Below are 19,313 nucleotides of genomic sequence, written 5' to 3'. Positions count from 1 at the left end.
TTACTAAAGTGGCTTGGGACAGGGCTTCATGTAGGTGATCGTCACTCCCACGCTGCCCGAGCCCTTGGTGCCCTTGTTGTCGCCCGACCAGGCGATCGGCAAGACGACCGTCAAAGGCTTGTCGCAGTCGGCCATGGTGCCCATCCCCACGGACAGCGAGAAGCTGATGGTGTTCGTCTCGCCCTCCTGCGCGCTTCCGCTGCCGGGCGACGTCTGGACGGTCGAGTTACCGGCCTGCCAGCTGATCGATCCCGTCTGCGACCTCACCTGAACCGACCCCCGCTGGCTGTATCCCACATCGAGCGACGTGGTAGACGCCGCGAACGACGGCGGCGGGGCAGGCGGAGGCGGCGCGGTTGTCTGCTTGGTCTGCGGCTGCGAGCTCTGCGTGGGCGACGACTTCGGTTGCGAGGTGGTCTTCGGCGGCGGCGGAGGGTTGCTGGGCCCGCCGTTCTTCGGCGTGCCGGAGCTCTTGGGCTTGCTCGTCGGGGTCGCCGAGGGGTGGGAACGGCCGGACGGCGGCGGCACCACCGGCACCGACGCGGTCGGCCCGCCCACGCCGGGAGTGCCGGCCGCGGACCCGGTGGCCCCCGGGCTGGCCAGGGGGCCGGCCGTGCCGCCGGGGGGCGGTGGCGGCGGGGAGTCGACCAGGGGCGGCAGCGAGTCGCCCGGCGTGACGACGATCGTGCCGCCCGCGGCCTCGACGTCGACCCCTCTGTTGGCGCCGGAGGGCGAGAACAGCAGCGACCAGATCACTCCGGCCGACGCCACCGACACGACCGTCACCAGCGAGACGCGCCCCCAGCGGATGCGGCTCTCGGGGTCGTCGGCCTCGGGGTCCGGCTCCCAGAACTCCGTCGGCGGCTTGGCGCCCTCCGGCCGTTCGGGGGTGAAGCCCTCCTCCACGGTCAGCGGCGCCTCGGGCGGGGGCGGGTCCTCCAGGGCGTCGGGCTGCACGGGGAACCCGTCCGGGTGCCAGCTCTCGGTGCGGGTCTCGGCCGCAGTGAAGGAGGCGTCGGCGCCGGCGAACAGCCGCTCGGACGGGGCAGGGCTGGCCAGGATCGGCATGCGCGTCATCAGCGCGGTCATGGTGACCCCGGAGGTGGCTCCCTCGCACACCTTGCAGGAGCGGATGTGCCGGGTGATGTGGGCGCGCAGCAGCCGCGTCGGCGACTCGGCCCACGACTTCACCAGGCCGGGCAGCACGGTGCAGCGCGGGTCGGCGCCGCGGGCCTCCATGACGGCGGCCAGCCACTGCTCGGCGTGGCGCCGTCCAAGGCGGGCCGCCGACTCCACGGCGTCCACCGAGATGTCCAGGACGCGGGCCACCTCGTCGGACTTCAGGCCGTGGCGCAGGGTCAGGTCGAGGATCTCGCGCTCGCGCGGCTCCAGGCAGGCGAGCACCTCGACGCCGAGCTCGGGGGACCCGCCGCGCCCCTGCCGTGCGTAGGAGCCCTTGTGGGCGACCCCGGCGAGGCGGGCCTGGCATTCGGCGCGGGCCAGGGAGTAGAGCCAGGCGCGCAGGCGTGTCGCGTCGTACAGCCGGTCGGTGTGCGCGACGGCCCCGTACAGCGCTCCGACCGCGGCGGACAGGGCGTCCTCGTCGTCGAGCAACGACTGACAGTAGTCGTAGAGATGATCTCCATACTCGCGGCAAAGCCGTTCCAGCGCAGCGGGGTCATCCCTCCTCAGCACGGGGCTCAGCTCTCCTGACATAGTTGCAAATGATAAATCTGGTACTGGCAAAGCAGTCAGAAATATACGGGAGGTAGCGCCAGCTTCTCATATCACTTTTGTTACATAACAAACTTCTATACTCTGTTGACTGCGTTGTGGTCTTTACTCACACATGAATGCACATAGAGTGACGATCGCCGCGATGTGCATGGAGCAGCCGACGTCGTTCCCGCCCCCGGAGACCAGCATCGTGCCCGACAACTGGGATGACCCATCTTCAGCGCGACGTCGTCCGCCGTATGCCGAGAATTCCCCCGGAAGTGGTCCGCGCGGCGACCGATGGCGCACGTGGGAGACCTCGAGCGATATGGACGATGACGACGAGCCGACCCGGCGATGGCCGGGCCGCGACCGGCGCGGGCCCATCGTCGTCGGGCTGACCCTGCTGGTGGCCGCCGGAGCCGGCATCTGGTTCGCCTGGCCCGACTCCTCCGGCGGCGACTCCGGCCTACCCGCCGCCGTACAGAGCTCCTCCGGTCACCCCACCCCGAAACCGTCACCGTCCGGGCCGTCCATCGGAGTGGACACGCCCCCGCCCCCGCCGTCCGCCGAGCGCACCCCGAGTCGCGCGGGCAAGAGCACGCCCCCCGCGGCCCGGCGGACGCCCGGAGCGGAGCGGAGCCGCACGGCGCTGCCGCCGCCCCCGCCTTCCGCGACCTCCTCGCGGGCGCCGTCCAAGGCGCCCTCGCCCCGGAAGACGGCCAAGCCGAGCCCGCCGTCGCAGAGCGGCCCGACCGCTCCCCCGCCGCCGCCCTCGAGTAAGCCGAACCCCACCAGCACCACCCCCCAGACCGGCCCCACCGCCCCACCACCCCCACCGGGCTGACGCGGACGTTCTCGGGCGCCGCTAACGCATGGACTCGGCGATCTTCACGGCCCGATCGCGGGAGGGGACGCCCTCCAGGCGGTGCCCGGCCTGGCCCTGCTGCCAGACCAGCGTGGGGCCCGCGCGCCGCTCGACCGGCTCCTGCGTGCCGCCGCTCCTCGGCAGGTAGGTCAGGCCGTGCGGACCGGCGATCCACCAGCCCGGGGCCGAACCGACGGTGACCTCCTCGGGCCACGGCTCACCGAGGTCCTTGCGCCAGACGACGGTCAGCAGACCGTCGTAGGTGTCGAGGCGCACGCCCGGCCAGAACAGCGAGACCACGCGGCCTCCATCGCTCACCCGGACGTCCTGCGGCTCCCCGAGCATCGCGGGCACCTGGACCGGGAACCGCACCATCCGGCGCGCCTGGTCGAGCGTGACGCGCTTCTCGTCCGGCAGCGGGCTCGGCGCCCCGGAGGGCAGCGGACCCGGCTCGCCGACGTGGATCTCGACGCCGGCCAGCCGCAGGATGTGCGCGACGGCGGCCTGCCCCTGCGGCGTCAGCCCGAGCAGAACGGCCACCAGCACCGCGGTCCCCGCCGCCAGCCATCGCCATCGCGGCCGCGCCCGCCTTCGCTCAGCGGGCGACTCCTGCTCCGGCCGTTCCAAGCGGGCCCGTACGGCGCGCGCCACGTCCGCGGGAGGCGGGGCGGGGGTGTCCAGCGCCTCGCCGAGCGCCCGCAGCTCGGCCTCCATGTCTTCAGGAGAGATCACCGCCCACCTCCTTCCGCAGCCGTGCGAGCCCCCGGAACGTCCGCGACTTGACCGAGCCGAGCGGACAGCCCAGGACCTCCGCCGTCTCCGACTCCGACAACTGTAGGAAGTACCGGCAGACCACCGCCTCACGTTCCCTCTCGGGCAGCGCGCGCACCGCCGAGAGCAGCTTGGCCCGGCGATCGGTGGCGATGGCCACGTCCTCGGGATCGTCGGGAACGCGCAGGTCGGGCTCGGCGCCGGCCTTCAGCACGAGGTCGGCGCGGCGGCCCCGGGAGCGGGTGATCGTGTGGGTCTCGTTGGCCACGATGCGGAGCAGCCACGGCCTGAAGGCCGCTTCGCGGCGGAAGGTCCGCAGGTGCCGGAACGCCTTGACGAAGGCCTCCTGGACGACGTCCTCGGTCTCCTCCCCCGCGCCGAGCAGCGCAGCCGTACGGTGGGCCACCGCGCTGTAGCGCGCGACCAGCACCTCGTATGCGGCGAGATCACCGTCCAGAGATCGGTTTATCGCCTCGTCGTCGTCCGTGGGGGGCTCCTCGGATGATCCTTGAGCGACAAAAGGTAGTTTCCAGCGGCCCCTTTGCGCAAAGGGAAGGCAAGACCACGGTCAAGTGTTTCCGTCCGGGCTACGGGGGAAGTTGGGACCCTCGCGGATCAGGGCGGCTAGACTCGGTGCCCATCCGTAGCCGTGGTTCCGTTAGGGCCGCGGTTTTTGAGTGAGCGAAACTGGGCGGGACGCATGTCTGGGTATGACCGCGTGGTGCAACCTGCGGCCGGTGACGAGGCCTTGGAGAACCACCTTGGTGGCGATGAGGCCAAGAACTACCGGCAGTACGAGTTCGACATGGTCGCCCCGCACGTCGGCAGGTCGATGCTGGAGATCGGGTCGGGCCTCGGCCACTTCGCCGAGCAGTTCCTGCCCCGCCTCGACCGGCTCGTCGTCAGCGACTTCGACCCCTACTGCGTCGAGCAGCTCAGCAAGCGTTTCGACGGCCGCGACGACATCCAGGTGCTGCAGTTCGGCCTGCCGACCGAGATCCCGCTCGCCGATCCGGTCGACACCGTCGTGATGATGAACGTCCTCGAGCACATCGAGGAGGACGCCGAGGCGCTGCGTTCTCTGGCCAAGGTCACCCAGCCCGGCGGCCGCATCATCATCTGGGTGCCCGGCTACATGCAGCTCTACGGGGACTTCGACCGCAAGGTTGGCCACGTCACCCGCTACACCCCCGCGACGCTGGGCAAGACCGTCGCCGCGGCCGGCCTCGAGGCCGAGGTGCTCAAGCCCATCAACTTCCTGGGCGGCATCGCCTGGTGGGCGGCCGTGCGCCGCGGCGGCGTCGGCTACCCCGACCCCCGGCTGGTCAAGATCTACGACCGCACGGTGGTGCCGGTGACCCGCCTCATCGAGCGCTTCATCCGTCCCCCCTTCGGCCAGACCGTCTTCTGCGTGGCCCGCGTCCCGCAGAAGTGACCGCCTTCCGCTTGGCCCGCGTCCCTCGGACGTAGCAGCACGCTTCACCGGGATATCTCAGGATTTCCTCGCCCTTCTCCTAGCTAAGGAGGGTGAGGTGGGTGCCATGAGAAACGTATCCAGGATAGGCATCGCGGGAGCCGTGACCGGCGCCCTGATCATGGGAGCGCTCGGAGGCGTCGCCGTGGCGCGCCAGCCGGGCGAGCAGGCGGGCGCCCCGTACGAGCTGCTGGCCGCCGACTCCGCCGCGCAAGAGGCCGTCGCCCTCACCGAGCAGGCGCCGGCCGACCGTCCCCGGTTGCGCCTCGCGCTCCGCCGGGGCCTCACCGGAGTGCACGGGGAGGCCACCGTCCGGCAGCGCGGCGGCGGCTACGCCACCTACATCTGGCAGCGCGGCGCTGTCACCGCCGTGTCCGGCGGTGCGCGACGCCCCGGCGGACACCGTGCACGGCCTCACGCTCGGCGGCGACGACTACGTCACCAAGCCGTTCTCGGTGGAGGCGCTGGTGGCCCGGGCCCGGGCCGTGCTCAGACGCGGAAGCGGGCGCGGCGCGTCCGGCGCCGATCAGGCCATCCTCGCGACCGACCAGGTGATCCTCACCGTCGCCGACCTGGAACTCGACGAGGCCCGCTGGGAGGTACGGCGGGGCGGCACGCCGGTCGACCTGTCCCCCACCGAGTTCCGGCTCCTGGCCTTCCTGATGCGCCACCCCGGCCAGGTCCTCACCAAAGCCCAGCTGCTGGAGCATGTCTGGGGCTTCGGCACCCAGTCACAGGTGGTGGAGACCTACGTGTCCTACTTGCGCCGCAAGCTCGACCCGCTCGGCCCGCCGCTGATCCACACCCAGCGTGGAGTCGGGTACGCGCTACGACCTTCCCCCGACGCGTAGCATCGGCGTCCGCCCATGACACTCAGGAAACGTCTGCTCGCCGGGCTGCTCTCCGTCGCCGCCGTGGGCCTGGCCGTCCTGTCCGTGGTCAGCGTTCTGGTGCTGCGCGGGCACATGCTCGACCGTACGGACGCGACGCTCACCGCCGCCGCCAAGGCCTCCGCCGCGCGCCTGGTCAGGGCCTCCGACATCGCGCTGGTCAACGCGAGCCCGACGAACGCGGTGGCCCTGCTGAACCTCACCACCGACCGGGGCAGGCTGCTGTCGGGTGACGACCCCGAGGCCTTGGGCCTCCCCGACATGCTGGAACGGATGGGCGCCGCCCGGCTCGAACCCCTGGCCGACAGCGGGAAGCCGTTCGCCCTGAACGACCGCCTGCGGGCGGCGGCGGCGCGGATGACGGTAGGCGACCGCATCGTGGTCGTCGCCGTGCCGCTCGACGAGGTCCGGGACGCGGTCCGCCGTCTGGTGGTCACCGAGCTGGTCACCGGGGCCGTGCTGATGGCCCTGCTCGTCCTGCTGGGCAGGTTCCTGATCGGCACGGGCCTCGCACCGCTGTCCCGGATGGCGGGCACCGCCCAGCTCGTCGCCGAGGGGGGCGACCTGTCCGCTCGCATGCCCGAGGGTAAGTCCGAGGCCGGGCGCCTCGGCGCGACGATCAACCTCATGCTGACCCGCATCCAGGACGCGTTCGCGGCCCGGTGGGCCTCGGAGGAACGCGTGCGCCGCTTCGCCGCCGACGCCTCCCACGAGCTGCGCAACCCGCTGACCACGATCCACGGGTACGCCGAGCTGTACCGCCAGGGAGCCATCCCCGACGAGGAGGTGCCGCAGGTCATGCGCCGCATCGAGGACGAGGCGGCGCGGATGACCCGGCTGGTGTCCGAGCTGCTGGAGCTCGCCCGGCTCGACAAGGGCGCGCCGCTCACCGTGGCGCCGGTGGACCTCACGTCCGTGGCCGTGGAGGTCGCCGACGACTTCTGCGCGCTGCATCCCGACCATCCGGTGACCGTCGACGCCCCCGAACGGATGGTCGCCGTCGTCGACGAGGCCCGGATCCGCCAGGTGCTGGTCAACCTGCTCGCCAACGTCCGCGTGCACACCCCGCCGGGCACCGCCGCCACGGTACGGCTGACGCCCCCGGCCGTCCTGGAAGTGAGCGACGAGGGGCCCGGCATGTCCCCGGAGAACGCCGCCCTGGCCTTCGACCGGTTCCACCACTCCTCCCGCAGCGAGGGCAGCGGCCTCGGCCTGGCCATCGTGCAGGCCATCGCCACCGCCCACGGCGGCCAGGCGGCCCTGCGCTCCCTACCGGGCCAGGGCACCATCGTCCGCGTGGAACTCCCCGACCTCGCGGCCCGCTAGCCGTGGCGTGCTAGCTGGTCACATCTGGTTGAGGCCGCCGTCGACGTACAGTTCGGAGCCGGTGATGGCAGGACGCGGCATCCCGGCCTGGCACGGGGTGCGGCGGGACCTGGTGGGCGAATAAATCAGTTGTGTCGTGCTTGGTGGGTCTCGTACCTTCGGGGCATGCGCATTTTTCCTTACTGACGGCGCCGATCGGTCCGTTCCGACCGATCCGTCCGCACTCGGCTTTCTGGTCCCGTCCATCAAGACGCGGCGGCTGAGGCTCCGACCGGCATGACTTCCCTGCCGCGTCGCCATCTGTAAGGAGACGTGTATGCGTGCCCGTAACGGCCAAAAGAGCCACAAGAAGAGCGGCGAGGCCGCCCCGGACTTCTCACCGCCGGTGCTTCAGCCGGGCGCTCTCCAGGGCTCGTCGCAGCCCGAGCGGCGACTGCCGCCGGCTCCGCGCCGGATCCCGGTGCCGCCGGCGCCCGTGCGGCGCGTGACGCCGCCTCGGCGCCAGCCGAAGGGTCGCTGACCGGCTGACCGGGGATTCCCCCCCCCCTCCCCGCGGGTCATACCCAACGGGGGGGGGGCCCCGTCCCCACCTTCCCGGGGACGGGACACCGCCGTCTCTTCGTTTCGCTTTCTGGCGGGAGCAGCCGTCAGAGGCGCTCGATGATGGTGACGTTGGCCTGGCCGCCGCCCTCGCACATGGTCTGCAGGCCGTAACGGCCGCCCGTGCGCTCCAGCTCGTGCAGCAGCTTGGTCATGAGGATGGCGCCGGTGCCGCCGAGCGGGTGGCCGAGTGCGATGGCCCCGCCGTTCGGGTTCGTCCGGGCCGGGTCGGCGCCGATCTCCTTGAGCCAGGCCAGCGGCACCGGAGCGAACGCCTCGTTGATCTCGATGACGTCGATGTCGTCGATCGACAGCCCCGACTTCTTCAGCGCCTTCTGGGTGGCCGGGATCGGCGCGGTGAGCATGTACACCGGGTCGTCGCCGGTCAGTGCGAGGGTGGTGATCCGCGCACGCGGGGTCAGGCCGTGGTCCTTGACCGCCTGCTCGGACGCGATCAGCAGGGCGCCGGAGCCGTCGGAGATCTGCGAGGAGGTGGCCGCGGTGATCCGGCCGCCGTCGCGCAGCAACTTCAGCTGGCCCATCTTCTCCAGCGTGGTGTCCGGCCGGGGGCCCTCGTCGTCCTCGACACCGTTGATCGGGGCGATCTGGTCCTTGAAGTAGCCGTTGGCGATGGCCTTCGCGGCGCGCTGGTGGCTCTCGTAGGCGTAGCGGTCGAGTTCCTCGCGCTCGAAGCCCCACTTCTCGCACATCAGCTCCGCGCCACGGAACTGCGAGATCTCCTGCTTGCCGTACCGCTCGACCCACATCTCGCCGAACGGGAAGGGCATGCCCTTCTCGAGCGCCGCCGTGATGCTCGCCCCCATGGGGACGATGCTCATCGACTCCACGCCGGCGGCGACCACGAGATCCTGGGTGCCGGACATGACGCCCTGGGCGGCGAAGTGGATCGACTGCTGCGAGGAGCCGCACTGCCGGTCGATGGTGACACCGGCGACGTTCTCCGGCAGGCCCGCCGACAGCCACGCGTTGCGCGCGATGTCCATGCTCTGCGGGCCGAACTGCATGACGCAGCCCATGATGACGTCCTCGACGGCCGAGGGGTCCACACCCGTGCGTTCGACCAGTGCCTTGAGGGTGTGCGCGGCCAGGTCAGTGGGGTGGACGGTGGACAGGCCGCCCTTCTTCTTGCCGACCGGGGTACGGACCGCCCCGACGATGTACGCCTCTGCCACAGTGCCTCCTGGGTTCCGTCCCACCTGAAACCGAGCATTGTTCGGTCTATACGAGGGTATAACAGAATAATCCTCCGCGGACGGGGAGGCTCCTGTCACGACCCCCGTGGGACTTCGAGGCGTTCCCGCCGACCTCGGTCAGCGCTTCGAGGAGGCGTTACGGGTGCTGGTCATCCGCGCGTACACGATGACGTTGTCCACATAGTGGCCGGTCGAACGGTTGTAGGTGCCGCCACAGGTGATCAGCCGGAGCTCCGCCGCGTCGGCGTTCCCGTACACCCGGCTGGTCGGGAACGTCTGCTTGTCCGCCTGCTCGATCCCGCCCACGGTGAAGATCGCCGTGGTGCCGTCCATCCGGGTGACCTCGATCGTGTCGCCGTACTGCAACTCGTGCAGCCGGGCGAACACGGCGGTACGGGTCGTCGTGTCCTTATGTCCCAGCATCACCGCCGGCCCCGCCTGCCCCGCCGTCGGGCCGAACTGGTACCAGCCCACCAGGTTCGGGTTGTTGATCGGCGGCGTCTCGATGGCGCCCTTCTTGTCCGTGCCGACCGGCTTGATCGGCGCGTTGATGCCGAGCTTCTTGATGATCAGCCGCTTCGGCGTCGACGGCTGCATCGCCGGCGCCGCCGGGAGCGGCGGCGCCGGGGGCGGCGCCGTCGGATCCGCCTGCGTCAGCGGCTGCCCCGGACCACCCGGGCCGACCGACGGCGCGAACGCCTGCCCGGCGGGCGGCTGGGCCTGGAGGTTCAGTTGCGTGCGGGAGTTGGTCAGGCCGTACTCCTCCGGCGAGTTGACCATGAACAGCAGCCCGACGACCACCGTGACCACCCCGGCGACGGCGGCCAGGATGAGCACCGCCCGCATGATCTGCCCACGATCGGCCGGCTCCTGCTCCTGGCCCTGCCACTGGCCACCGGGCCCGGCCTGGCCGGCGTACTGGTAGTAGACCTGCGGCATGTACGGCTGGCCGTGCACAGGCTGTGGATATCCCGCGCCGGGATTGCCCGGCGCCCCATGCGGAGGTACTCCTTGGCCGTCCGCGTACGGGTACTCGGGAGGCATCGTCACCCCGAACCCCCGATCAGCCCCGCTGCGGGCGGCGACGACGCATCATCAGCCCACCCACTCCGGCGCCGAACACCAAGACCGTCCCCACCAGCACGAACGTCCGCCCGTCAGGCCCCGCGTCCCCGCCACCACCGGTAGCCGCCCCGGCGACAGGCTTCTTGGTCACCTGCTGGGTGTTCCTCGGGCTATGCGTCACGGTTTCGTAGACGGTGTGGGTGGGCTTGGGAGTCCTCGAGGGCGTCGCCGTGGGCGTCGGCGTCGGCGTCGTGGAATCAGTGTCCGTGGGGCTACTCGACGCACTGGCCGTCTTCACGACAAGACTCAACCTGGCAGGCGTGGCGGAAACACCGGTAGCAGCGCTGGGAGTACAGGTGTACGTGAGGGTCGGAGCCGGAGAGCCAGCAGTATTCGTCGGCCCGATCCGCACGACGATCTGCTGCGCCTCGATCTGCACCGTACCGGTGGCGGTCGGGGTCACTGCGACCGTCGGGTCGGTGGCCGGCAACGGAAGCGTGGCGCTCGGCGACACAGCAGCCGCCAACGAGGTCGATGCGGTCGCCGTGGGCGTGAGCGATGCGATCGCGTTACCGGGGGTGGGCCGGACAACCAGCTCACCCTCCAGCCAGACGAACTCTCCGGTAGGAATGCCCCCCGCAGGAATCGACACCACGGGGCTGGGCCCTGGCACGACGTTCACTGTGATCGTGACCGGCTGGCTCGGAGTCGGCGTAGGAGCGGAGGCTGCCAGGTCGACGGACACGTTCCCGGTACCGCTGCCCAAACAGCTGTAGGTCACCGGAGTCGCGCCTGCCGACATCTGCGGAATACCGACGATTAACGCACCCGTGCTGACGACTCCGGCTATGGCTGCCTTGGTGGCGATGCGGCGGCGTGCTTGTGACTTCAGCACGTACTTCTCCATTCCAGCGGCGGCGACCGGTTTACCAGGGCGTATCAGGATTCCAGTCTGCGGTCACGATTAAGTACTGATCCTACGGAGGGTTCATCCCGACTGGCTGCAGTTTGACCGGTCTTCTTGTCCTGTTCACTCATCGCCGCAGGTCAAGCCACAAATTGCCAGTTAACTTTCAGCTGTAAAATCCGTCAGCCCATCGGGCGTCGTCACGCTCCGTATGTGGCGATGTTGCCAGTGTGACCAGAGGGGTGAATCACACCATAATCGTTCCGTAAGATCCTTCGCCAGCCTCCTACGTGAACATCGTCTTGCCCCCTCCCCCCATGCAAAGGACAGATGATGCGTAGGCGTAGCGGCATGGCGTTGCCGGCGGCCATCGGCCTGCTGGCGACGACTCTCACCACCTTCCCGGCGACCGCCGAGAGCAAGGTCCGTTCGGCTGCCACCACATACACCTATGTCAGCCTGGGCTGGCTCGGCATCCCGGCCGGTGGCCCGATCAGCTCGGCCCAGGATGTCAACTCCCGGCAGCAGGCTGTGGGCTACTCCTCGAACGACCGGAATCCCGCCGCCCATGCCTTCCAGTGGGAGGACGGACGCCTGTCAGCGATCGAACCGATCTTCGCAAGTGCCGAGAACACGGCGAGCGCCATCAACGATCTGGGGCAGGTCGCCGGGCACACCCATGTCAGCTTGTACGAACCTCCGCACGCCTTTCTCTACCGCGACGGCAAGAGCACCGACCTCGGAACCGGATGGGGCAGCGGGAGCGGCAGCGCGGCCACCGATGCCAACAACAAAGGTGTCGTGGTGGGGACACACTTCCGTAGCCAAGGCAGCCCCGTACGTGCCGTCCTGTGGCAGAACGGCAAGCTTCGCGACCTCGGAACGCTCGGTGGCAGCACGGACCAGCAGTGGAGCACCGAGAGCGAGGCGAACGCCGTCAACGACAAGGGCCAGGTCGTGGGCACAGCCCTGCCGAAGAGCGGCTACCCGCTTCACGGGTTCCTGTGGCAGAACGGCCGAATGAAGGATCTTGGCACGCTGGGCGGGAACTCCGAGGCCACCGTGGCGCAGGACATCAACGAGAAGACCCAGATCACCGGTTCCTCCCAGAACGCCGCTGGACAGACCAACGCCTTCCTCTGGGAGGCAGGCAAGATGCGCGATCTGGGAACGCTTCCCGGAGGCACAGGGAGCACGGCCTATGGCATCAACGAGTCGGGGCAGGTGGTCGGGACATCACGTACGAGCGCCGACTACTACGGCCAGCACGCCTTCCTCTGGGACAACGGGCAGATGATCGACCTGAACACCGTTGTCACCAACCTCCCGCCAGATGTGTCGCTGGAGCAGGCACAGGCGATCAACGACGAGGGAGTGATCGTCGGTCAGACTTGTTACTACTGCGAGGAAGGTAAGACCGCTGACCCGCAGGCGTACATGCTGATCCCCAACTCCTGACGACCGGTGAAGGTACATCGGTAACCCGCAGAGACCACGGCTGCCACGACGCGGGGGCACCGGCGGGGTGGGCGTCACGTCCCACCCGCCGGCCAAGTCTCGGCTCCCCGGCTGCTACCTGCGCTCGAACTCGTTGGCCTTGACGCCGCCGAGGAAGGCATCCCACTCACCAGGCGAGAAGAACAGCTTGGGACCATCGGGGTTCTTGGAGTCCCGCACCGCGATCAGCCGTGGAGACTGCGCCACCTCCACACAGTCCCCTCCGTTGTTGCCCGAGTAGCTAGAGTTCCGCCAGTGAGCCACCTCAACGCAGTTCCCGCCGTTGTTACCCGTGTAGCTGGACTTCTGCCATTTGACGTCATCTAGGTCCATCGTTCCTCCGCTGTCCTCTTGATGAGATCTATCGACATCTGTAGCGGCAGCGCTTCGATCCGAATGGCCTCGAACTTCTCGACGGCAGCCGCGACGTCTTCCTGATCGGCGGTCACCACTCCACGCACAGCGGTGTCCAAATAAACTACCTCGTCTCCGCCCTGCAAAGAAGCGAGCATGAACCCGGCCAGCAGCCCCGCATTCATACCGCCGAGCGGCACGACCTGGACACTGATACGGGACGTCACCATTGAGGCGAGGTATTGAAGTTGGTCGTGCATGAGCTTGGGAGAGCCGATCAGCCGGTGTAGCACCGCCTCATCGATGATGCACCGATAGAGGGGCGGCGGCGGATCCTCACGTCTCAGAATCTCCTGACGCTCGACTCGAGCCTGTACGGCCGCTTCATCTCCGCACATCACTTCGAAGGCGTACTCGGGAGTCTGAAGGAGGCCAGGGATCAAGATCGGTTCATAAGCGTGGAGAGCCGTCGCGACCCGTTCCTTGTCATGCCACCTCCCGAACCAGGCGGGGAAGACCTGACCGCGTCTCCAGTCGAGGAGGCGGTGGAGGGCGCCGCCGGTGTTGAGGGTGGTGTCGCAGGATTGGGCGAACTCGGGGCTGGCCGGTAGCTGGCCGGTCTCTACGCCGCTGATCAGCGACTCGCTGAAGTGGATCTGCTGGGACAGCTGGGCCTGCGTGAGCCCGGCCGCCTGCCGGTAGTGGCGGAGCTCTCTGCCCCAGATGGCCTGAGGTGTGTACCGATCCACCATCGTGCCCCCAATCGCCGAGATTCAATGAACGGAACGTGATCTTCAAGACCGCAAACTGGTAACCGTTCGCCTACCGACAGTAGTCACTTCTCGGCACCCTTGGCATACGAATTTCGTAGCGAGGAGAAGGATCATGTCAGGGGCAACCGAGGCTTCCCCGAGGCCGTCCGAATACGTCTATGGGCCCGGCGCCGCCATCGCACTACTGGGGCAGAAATGGATACCGCGGGACGCGAAATGCGTCGCGTCCGCACGTCGCTTCGTCCGGGACGTCGCCGCCGACTGGAACGCGACGCATGACGCGCCCGATATCGCGGAACTGCTCGCATCCGAGGTCGTCACCAATGCGCTCATGCATGGAGCGGTGAATCTCCCCGCCGCGAGCACCGTACGAATCGCGGTGGGCCGCGACGGGCGGTTGATGACCGTCGACGTGTACGACGCCTGCATCGCGATTCCCGAGCTGAGAAGGGCGGATTCGATGGAGACGTCCGGGAGAGGGCTGGCCATCGTCGAGACGCTGTCGCACAAATGGGGCTGGACCCTGCACCCTCATGGCAAGTCGGTCTGGTTCCAGCTGGCCGCCTGGCCCGAGGGCTGACGCGCGAGCCGCCCCGGAAACGAGCCACTCCGGAAACCAACGAGCTCACGGGAACGAGCCGGGCCCACGGGAAAGAGCGCGCCTTCGGAGAAGCGTGTAGGAGTGCCGGTCGTCGTCCCTACCAGGTACGCCCCTGGAGGAGGAGGTGGTCGTGTACCGCGGTCGCGGCGGGATGCTGGACGCCGGATCGGGAGACCAGGAACAGCGTGTTGATCGGCGGAAGCTCCGGTTCGAGGAGGGTTCGCAGGCGGCCGTCGGCGAGTTCGGTGGCGCAGAGGTAGCGGGGCAGCACCGTGACGCCCGCGCCGGCGACGACAGCGGCCAGCACCCCGCGCAGGTCGGGGACGACCACGGCCGGCGTGCGGGTGAGACGGGTGTCGAAGACGGTCCGCCAGTAACGGCGCAGGATCGGCAGGTTCTCGCCGTAGGCGATCAGGGGCGCCCGCTCCAGGCCGTCCCTGTCCCAGGTCGGGGCGGCGACCAGGACGAACTCCTCGTCGCACAGCGGTTCGACCCGAAGTCCCCTGCGGCGGGGACGCAGCGTGGAAATGGCCAGGTCAAGAGCGCCGTCGGCCAGCGCGCCCAGCAACTGGTCGGGCAGGCCGAGGGTGACGCGCAGCTGCAGTCCGCCTGAGATCATCGGGGCGAGGCAGGGCAGTACACGCGCGCAGATCAGCTCCGCCGGCCCGCCCAAGTGGACGGCGCGGCCGAACACCTCGGCGGGGTCGCCGAGGTCACCCGCGACCAGTTCCTCCAGCGAGTCGAGGGGGACCGCGATGCGGCGGGCGAGCTGGTCGGCGGCGGCGGTGGGGACCATGCCGCGCGGCGCCCGGTCGAACAGCGGACGCTCCAGCGCCTGTTCCAGCGCCTTGATGTGCGCGGTGACGGCGGGCTGCGACAGCGCCAGCAGTCCGGCGGCGCGGGTCACCGACCCCGACCGGTAGACGGCCAGGAACGTGCGCAGCAGGTCGAAGGAGACGCTCACGACCTCCATACCTATCAGGATCGTGATGCCGGCACGCGCCTCTTTCTATTGGCAGCTGATCGGAGGGCTGGGTCACGATCTGTACGTCGCCTCCCGCACATCAGCGCGGGAACGGGATCTGGATCAAGGAGACCCACCATGCCGCTCAAGCACCCCCCGACAGACACGCCGGGCCCGCTGGGGCTCCGTAGCGAGCGGGTGGAGGTACGGGTCGGTGACGGCGTCATGAGCGCCTACGCCGCCTGCCCGGCCGCCCCCGGCGCGTACCCGGGGGTCATCGTCGCCCACCAGCTCTTCGGGGTGACCCCGGACGTCCGCGCGATCGCCGACACGATCGCCGCCCTCGGGTACGTCACGATCGCCCCGGACTTCTACCACCGGTCGGAGGCCGGGGTGGAGCTGCCCGCCGACGAGGAAGGCCGTGCGCGCGGATTCGCGCTGATGGGCGAGCTGACCCGTGCCGGGGTGCTCGCCGACGTACGGGCGGCGCAGCGGTACCTGCGTGACCGCGCGGACGCGTCGGGCCGGGTCGGCATGGTCGGGGTGAGCATGGGCGGCCACCTGGCGTACTACGCGGCGACCCAGCTCGACCTGGCCGTCACCGTCGTGCTCTACGCGGGCTGGCTGACCGGCACCGACATCCCGGTCAGCCGGCCCGAGCCCACGCTGGAACTCACCGCGGACATCACTGGACGGATGGTCGTCATCGTCGGTGATCGCGATCACGTGGTCACCGAGGAGCAGCGCACGGCCATCGCCCAGCGCCTTGAGGCCGACGGCATCCGGCACGAGGTGATCGTGATCCCGGACGCCCCTCACGCCTTCCTCTCTGTGGGCACCCCCACCTTCCACGCCACCGCCGCCGAGCAGACCTGGAAGCTGATCGCCCACTCCCTCACCACCGAACTCGGCTAAGAACCTCTAACACATGTGGCCCGGATGGCGCGCGGCCTCGAGGTTACGCATCGTCCGGCAGCGGTTCGCCGGTCTCCAGCAGCGACTTCAGGCTCGCCACCACGTTCGGCCAGCCGTGGCTGACCATCCCGGCCATGCTCGATCCGGGCTCGAAGCCGTCGTGCACGACGGTGAGCTTCACGACCTGCGCGGCCTCCTCAATCGTGAAGGTGACCTTCGAGCGGGCCTCGCCGGACAGCCGGGCGAGCAGCTCCTCGTCCCAGCCGAAGCGCTTGGCGAGCTCCGGGGTGATGGCGTGCCAGGTGTAGGAGAGCCGACTGTAGGGTTCGGCCTCCAGCACGACCTGCTCCGGGTCACTGATCAGCACGCCGTGGTTGTCCCAGGTCATCGGCGAGCCGACGGACCAGTCCGTAGTCAACTCCGTGGCCCAGTAGCGGCGGGTGAAGGCGGGCTCGGTCAGCGCCTGCCAGAGCTTCTGCGGGGTAGTGCGGATGTAGGTGGTGTAGACGAAGGTCGGTGCGTCCATCGGTGTCTCCTCCAGGGCGAGTTTCAGGTCCGCCAGGGCTTGGACCCTGGCTCGGTCGTAGCGGCTGATCCACCGGTGGGCGATCTCGTGCACGGGCGCGGCGTTGAGGTAGTGCAGCTTCTCCCGGCCCCGCCGCACGGTGGCGACGAGCCCGGCCTTCTCCAACACCGCGAGGTGCTTGCTGACGGACTGCCTGGCCATGTCGAGTCCGGCGCACAGCTCGCGCAGCGTCTGCCCGTTGCGGGCGTTGAGCGAGTCGAGCAGCGCGCGCCGGCTCGGATCGGCCAGCGCCTTGAACACCTCGTCCATGCCCGCCCTCGTACCCAGGTTTTGCCGCCTGTCGATAGGCAGCCTTTTGGCTGCCTTTAATTTAGGCAGCCGAATGGCTGCCTGTCAAGACGCGCGGCTACGATGGGCTGCCCTCGGGCCAGCCGTTGACGACCACGTAGCGCGGCTGATCGAGGCCCATCAGGTCGAGCTCACACGACACACGCTTAGGCGGCGCCCACCATCGCGAGCCGCGACCGGTCCCGGTCCCGGTCAGGGCACTAGCCGCGACCCGGTCCCGGTCAGGGCACTAGCCGAGGGACGCAGGATCGGTGTCATCGCTCGCCGATGAGGCGGATGGGAGGCAAAGGACCAAGCGCGCGCCGCGGGAGCTGTCCTCGATCCGGAGGGTCCCCCCGGCGGCCTCGGCGATCTGCCGGGCGATCGGCAGACCCAGCCCCGCTCCTCCGGCGTCCCTGCTGCGAGCCGCGTCCAACCGGGTGAACCGCTGGAACACCAACTCGCGCTTGTCCGGATCGATGCCGGGCCCGTCGTCGATGAGCTCCAGCACCGCGGCACCGTGCGGGAGGCGTTGATCGCCGCATCTGCCGCTGGGCTCGTGCCGTACGGCAATGGTGATCGTCGTGGCGGCGTGCCGTTCGGCATTGTCCAGGAGGCTGGTGAACAGGCGAGCCAGCTCCAACCTGTCGCCCATGACGACCACGTCGGGCTCAAGCGCCGATTCGATCTCCTTGGTCATGTGATGGCGGGTCCGCAACTCCGCGGCGACGAGCTTGGCCAGATCGATCCGGCCGTATGCGCCGGACATCCTGGAATCCAGCCGTTCGAGGGTCAGTAGATCTTGCACGATCGTCTGCAGCCGGTCGAGGCTGGGCAGGATGGCTGAACCCAGCTTGGTGACGTCGGTCTCCTGGGGTGCGAGCAAAGCGTCCTCCACCTCGGCGCGCATGGCGGCGATCGGGGTGCGCAGGTCATGGGAGGCGTTGGAGTAGAACCGGCGCTGCTGTTCCAGCGCGGTCTGCAAATGGTGCAGCGCATTGTCCAGCCGGCACAGCGTGTGATTGACACTTGCGGACATTTCGTGGATCTCGTCATCGGTGGGTGGCACCGGTACCCGGCGGCCGGAAGAGGTCGCGTTGATGTTGTCGAGTTCCGCTCGGATGGCGTTCACCGGCCTGAGGGATGCCCTGACATTCCGGTGAGCGAGGTAGGTGATGGCCGCGGTGAGCGCCACCGCGCAGCCTCCCACCAGCCCCGCCAGCCGCGGATCGACCCAGGGGGGGACCGCCGGCGAGGAGCTGTAGACCAACCATCTCTCGCCGGCGCGGTGAGCCCATTGCGCGACAACGATGTCGCACTCGTCAGGAGGGAAGACCCCACCGCATACCACGGAGATTGCCATGTTCTTGCTGTCGGGGGTGAACCTCGCTATGACCGGCTTGCCCTGCAGTTGCGGGGTCGAGGCGACGACCCGACCCTGGGGGTCGACAACTTGAAGGTTGCGGAACTGACGTTCGGCGAGGGGGGAGGTTATCGGGCCCCGCTCGATCTCGACGGCCACACGGCCACCGGCCGCGGCGATCTCCTCCGTGACATACCCGACCACGAAACGGTAAATGGCGATCATGATGGCTACGGCCAGCAGCGCTGACAGCAGGCCGGTCACCACACCCGTGAACAGAGTGATGCGGCGTGTAATGGACATTCCATGTCGCGCGCTCATCCAAATGGTCCCCCAACCAGTGGACCACATGAACCGGAGAGAACGCTAAGAGAGGGTTCAGAACCGTGCGGCGGGGTGTACGAGCCGGCCAGGGGTTTTGAAGCGCTAGTAAGTTCACGGCCCTGGGCTGTCGATCTGTAGGCCTGCCGTTCGTGTAGGGGGTGAGAACACCGGGGCGACCCCGGCGGACGACCACGAAGGAGGCACAGCATGGGCAAGGTCATCGTGATCGTGCACCTGACGCTCGACGGTGTGATGCAGGCCCCGGGGCACCCTGACGAGGACCCCCGTGACGGCTTCCAGCACGGCGGCTGGGCGAACCGGGGGCAGGACCCGGCCATGCAGGAGGTGATGGGCGCACACATGTCCAGCGCGTGGTCCCTCCTGGCCGGCCGGACGACGTACGAGCGCTTCGCGGACTACTGGCCCAAGCAGGAGCCGAACCCGTTCACCGAGGCGCTCAACAGGGTTCAGAAGTACGTGGCATCGACCACACTGACCGAGCCGCTGCCCTGGCAGAACTCCACCCTCCTCAAAGGCGACGCCGCGGACGCCGTGGCCAGGCTCAAGGAGGAGGTGGAGGAGAACCTGGTGGTGTTCGGCGGCGGGGTGCTGGTCAGGTCGCTGATGCCACGCGACCTCGTCGACGAGTACGTCCTTCTGACCCACCCACTGGTGCTGGGTTCGGGCCGCCGGCTGTTCCCGGACTCCGGCTCGACCCTCTCCACCTTCCATCTGGCCGACTCCACGACCACCGACACCGGCGTGATCATCACCACCTACCAGCCCCCCAAAACCTGACCACCCACCCCCGCTCCACCCCACGACCTCCCCACCACAC

19 protein-coding genes and 1 pseudogene are annotated in these 19,313 nt (G+C 69.0%); 9 read left to right on the top strand and 11 right to left on the bottom strand.

The genetic code is table 11. The annotated features are described in order from the left end of the window. Positions 1–3: 3 nt before the first annotated feature. Positions 4–1,695, bottom strand: coding sequence for an RNA polymerase sigma factor (locus MYF83_RS40155; RefSeq protein ID WP_248966062.1), 1,692 nt, complete (start codon positions 1,693–1,695; stop codon positions 4–6). A gap of 349 nt (positions 1,696–2,044) precedes the next feature. Here MYF83_RS40155 and MYF83_RS40150 point away from each other — a divergent pair, with 349 nt between their 5' ends. Then, positions 2,045–2,563, top strand: a complete 519-nt coding sequence (locus MYF83_RS40150; protein ID WP_248966061.1) for a hypothetical protein — start codon at positions 2,045–2,047, stop codon at positions 2,561–2,563. A 21-nt stretch (positions 2,564–2,584) separates the two neighbouring features. Here the strand turns inward: MYF83_RS40150 and MYF83_RS40145 are convergent, their stop codons facing one another. Together MYF83_RS40145 and MYF83_RS40140 are read right to left on the bottom strand one after the other, a co-directional pair. Then, a complete protein-coding gene (locus tag MYF83_RS40145; protein ID WP_248966060.1) occupies positions 2,585–3,316 on the bottom strand; it encodes a hypothetical protein in 732 nt (243 codons plus the stop codon). Continuing rightward, on the bottom strand, positions 3,303–3,785 hold the full coding sequence (locus MYF83_RS40140) for an RNA polymerase sigma factor (RefSeq protein ID WP_248966059.1): 483 nt from the start codon (positions 3,783–3,785) through the stop codon (positions 3,303–3,305). Before MYF83_RS40140 ends, MYF83_RS40145 begins: the two co-directional genes overlap by 14 nt. Before the next feature lie 270 nt (positions 3,786–4,055). Between MYF83_RS40140 and MYF83_RS40135 the strand changes: the two genes are divergently transcribed. Beyond that, positions 4,056–4,790 carry a class I SAM-dependent methyltransferase gene (locus tag MYF83_RS40135; protein ID WP_248966058.1) on the top strand — a complete coding sequence of 245 codons (735 nt, stop codon included), beginning with the start codon at positions 4,056–4,058 and terminating at the stop codon, positions 4,788–4,790. Positions 4,791–4,869: 79 nt separating this feature from the next. Here the strand turns inward: MYF83_RS40135 and MYF83_RS40130 are convergent, their stop codons facing one another. Beyond that, positions 4,870–5,127, bottom strand: coding sequence for a hypothetical protein (locus tag MYF83_RS40130; protein WP_248966057.1), 258 nt, complete (start codon positions 5,125–5,127; stop codon positions 4,870–4,872). A gap of 85 nt (positions 5,128–5,212) precedes the next feature. On the opposite strand from MYF83_RS40130, the pseudogene MYF83_RS40125 reads away from it, so the two are divergent. Then, positions 5,213–5,680 (top strand): annotated as a pseudogene (locus MYF83_RS40125) (response regulator transcription factor); the annotation flags it as partial. Between the two features lie 15 nt (positions 5,681–5,695). After that, a complete protein-coding gene (locus MYF83_RS40120) occupies positions 5,696–7,045 on the top strand; it encodes a sensor histidine kinase (protein ID WP_248966056.1) in 1,350 nt (449 codons plus the stop codon). A 647-nt stretch (positions 7,046–7,692) separates the two neighbouring features. Here MYF83_RS40120 and MYF83_RS40115 read toward each other — a convergent pair. Both MYF83_RS40115 and MYF83_RS40110 read right to left on the bottom strand, forming a co-directional pair. Then, positions 7,693–8,838: an acetyl-CoA C-acetyltransferase gene (locus MYF83_RS40115; protein WP_248966055.1), complete on the bottom strand. Its 1,146-nt coding sequence runs from the start codon at positions 8,836–8,838 to the stop codon at positions 7,693–7,695. 138 nt (positions 8,839–8,976) lie between these two features. Then, on the bottom strand, positions 8,977–9,903 hold the full coding sequence (locus tag MYF83_RS40110) for a class F sortase (protein WP_248966075.1): 927 nt from the start codon (positions 9,901–9,903) through the stop codon (positions 8,977–8,979). A gap of 227 nt (positions 9,904–10,130) precedes the next feature. Between MYF83_RS40110 and MYF83_RS40105 the strand changes: the two genes are divergently transcribed. Together MYF83_RS40105 and MYF83_RS40100 are read left to right on the top strand one after the other, a co-directional pair. Beyond that, the gene (locus tag MYF83_RS40105; protein WP_248966054.1) at positions 10,131–10,700 is read left to right on the top strand and encodes a hypothetical protein; all 570 of its coding nucleotides are present in this window, start codon (positions 10,131–10,133) and stop codon (positions 10,698–10,700) included. 461 nt (positions 10,701–11,161) lie between these two features. After that, positions 11,162–12,289 (top strand): hypothetical protein, encoded by a 1,128-nt coding sequence (locus MYF83_RS40100; RefSeq protein ID WP_248966053.1) that lies wholly within the window; start codon positions 11,162–11,164, stop codon positions 12,287–12,289. Between the two features lie 114 nt (positions 12,290–12,403). On the opposite strand, the gene MYF83_RS40095 is transcribed toward MYF83_RS40100, so the two are convergent. Both MYF83_RS40095 and MYF83_RS40090 read right to left on the bottom strand, forming a co-directional pair. Further along, positions 12,404–12,661 carry a DUF397 domain-containing protein gene (locus MYF83_RS40095; protein WP_248966052.1) on the bottom strand — a complete coding sequence of 86 codons (258 nt, stop codon included), beginning with the start codon at positions 12,659–12,661 and terminating at the stop codon, positions 12,404–12,406. Next, entirely contained in the window at positions 12,652–13,434 is a 783-nt protein-coding gene (locus MYF83_RS40090) for a helix-turn-helix domain-containing protein (RefSeq protein ID WP_248966051.1), read from the bottom strand. The genes MYF83_RS40095 and MYF83_RS40090 overlap by 10 nt, the downstream gene beginning before the upstream one ends. Before the next feature lie 133 nt (positions 13,435–13,567). Here MYF83_RS40090 and MYF83_RS40085 point away from each other — a divergent pair, with 133 nt between their 5' ends. Next, entirely contained in the window at positions 13,568–14,035 is a 468-nt protein-coding gene (locus tag MYF83_RS40085; RefSeq protein WP_248966050.1) for an ATP-binding protein, read from the top strand. A 118-nt stretch (positions 14,036–14,153) separates the two neighbouring features. Here MYF83_RS40085 and MYF83_RS40080 read toward each other — a convergent pair whose 3' ends face one another. Continuing rightward, positions 14,154–15,020, bottom strand: a complete 867-nt coding sequence (locus MYF83_RS40080; RefSeq protein ID WP_248966049.1) for a LysR family transcriptional regulator — start codon at positions 15,018–15,020, stop codon at positions 14,154–14,156. Between the two features lie 138 nt (positions 15,021–15,158). Here MYF83_RS40080 and MYF83_RS40075 point away from each other — a divergent pair, with 138 nt between their 5' ends. After that, complete coding sequence (locus tag MYF83_RS40075; protein WP_248966048.1) at positions 15,159–15,935, top strand: dienelactone hydrolase family protein; 777 nt, start codon at positions 15,159–15,161, stop codon at positions 15,933–15,935. 43 nt (positions 15,936–15,978) lie between these two features. Here MYF83_RS40075 and MYF83_RS40070 read toward each other — a convergent pair whose 3' ends face one another. Together MYF83_RS40070 and MYF83_RS40065 are read right to left on the bottom strand one after the other, a co-directional pair. Beyond that, entirely contained in the window at positions 15,979–16,770 is a 792-nt protein-coding gene (locus tag MYF83_RS40070; RefSeq protein ID WP_248966047.1) for an ArsR/SmtB family transcription factor, read from the bottom strand. A gap of 268 nt (positions 16,771–17,038) precedes the next feature. Beyond that, complete coding sequence (locus tag MYF83_RS40065; RefSeq protein WP_248966046.1) at positions 17,039–18,454, bottom strand: sensor histidine kinase; 1,416 nt, start codon at positions 18,452–18,454, stop codon at positions 17,039–17,041. 228 nt (positions 18,455–18,682) lie between these two features. On the opposite strand from MYF83_RS40065, the gene MYF83_RS40060 reads away from it, so the two are divergent. Then, entirely contained in the window at positions 18,683–19,273 is a 591-nt protein-coding gene (locus tag MYF83_RS40060) for a dihydrofolate reductase family protein (RefSeq protein WP_248966045.1), read from the top strand. Positions 19,274–19,313 lie beyond the last annotated feature (40 nt).

Origin of the sequence: Sphaerisporangium perillae (genome assembly GCF_023276435.1) — a bacterium.
Taxonomy (GTDB): domain Bacteria; phylum Actinomycetota; class Actinomycetes; order Streptosporangiales; family Streptosporangiaceae; genus Sphaerisporangium; species Sphaerisporangium perillae.
Note: the sequence above shows the minus strand (reverse complement) of the source record. Positions and strands in the feature narration are given on the sequence as shown.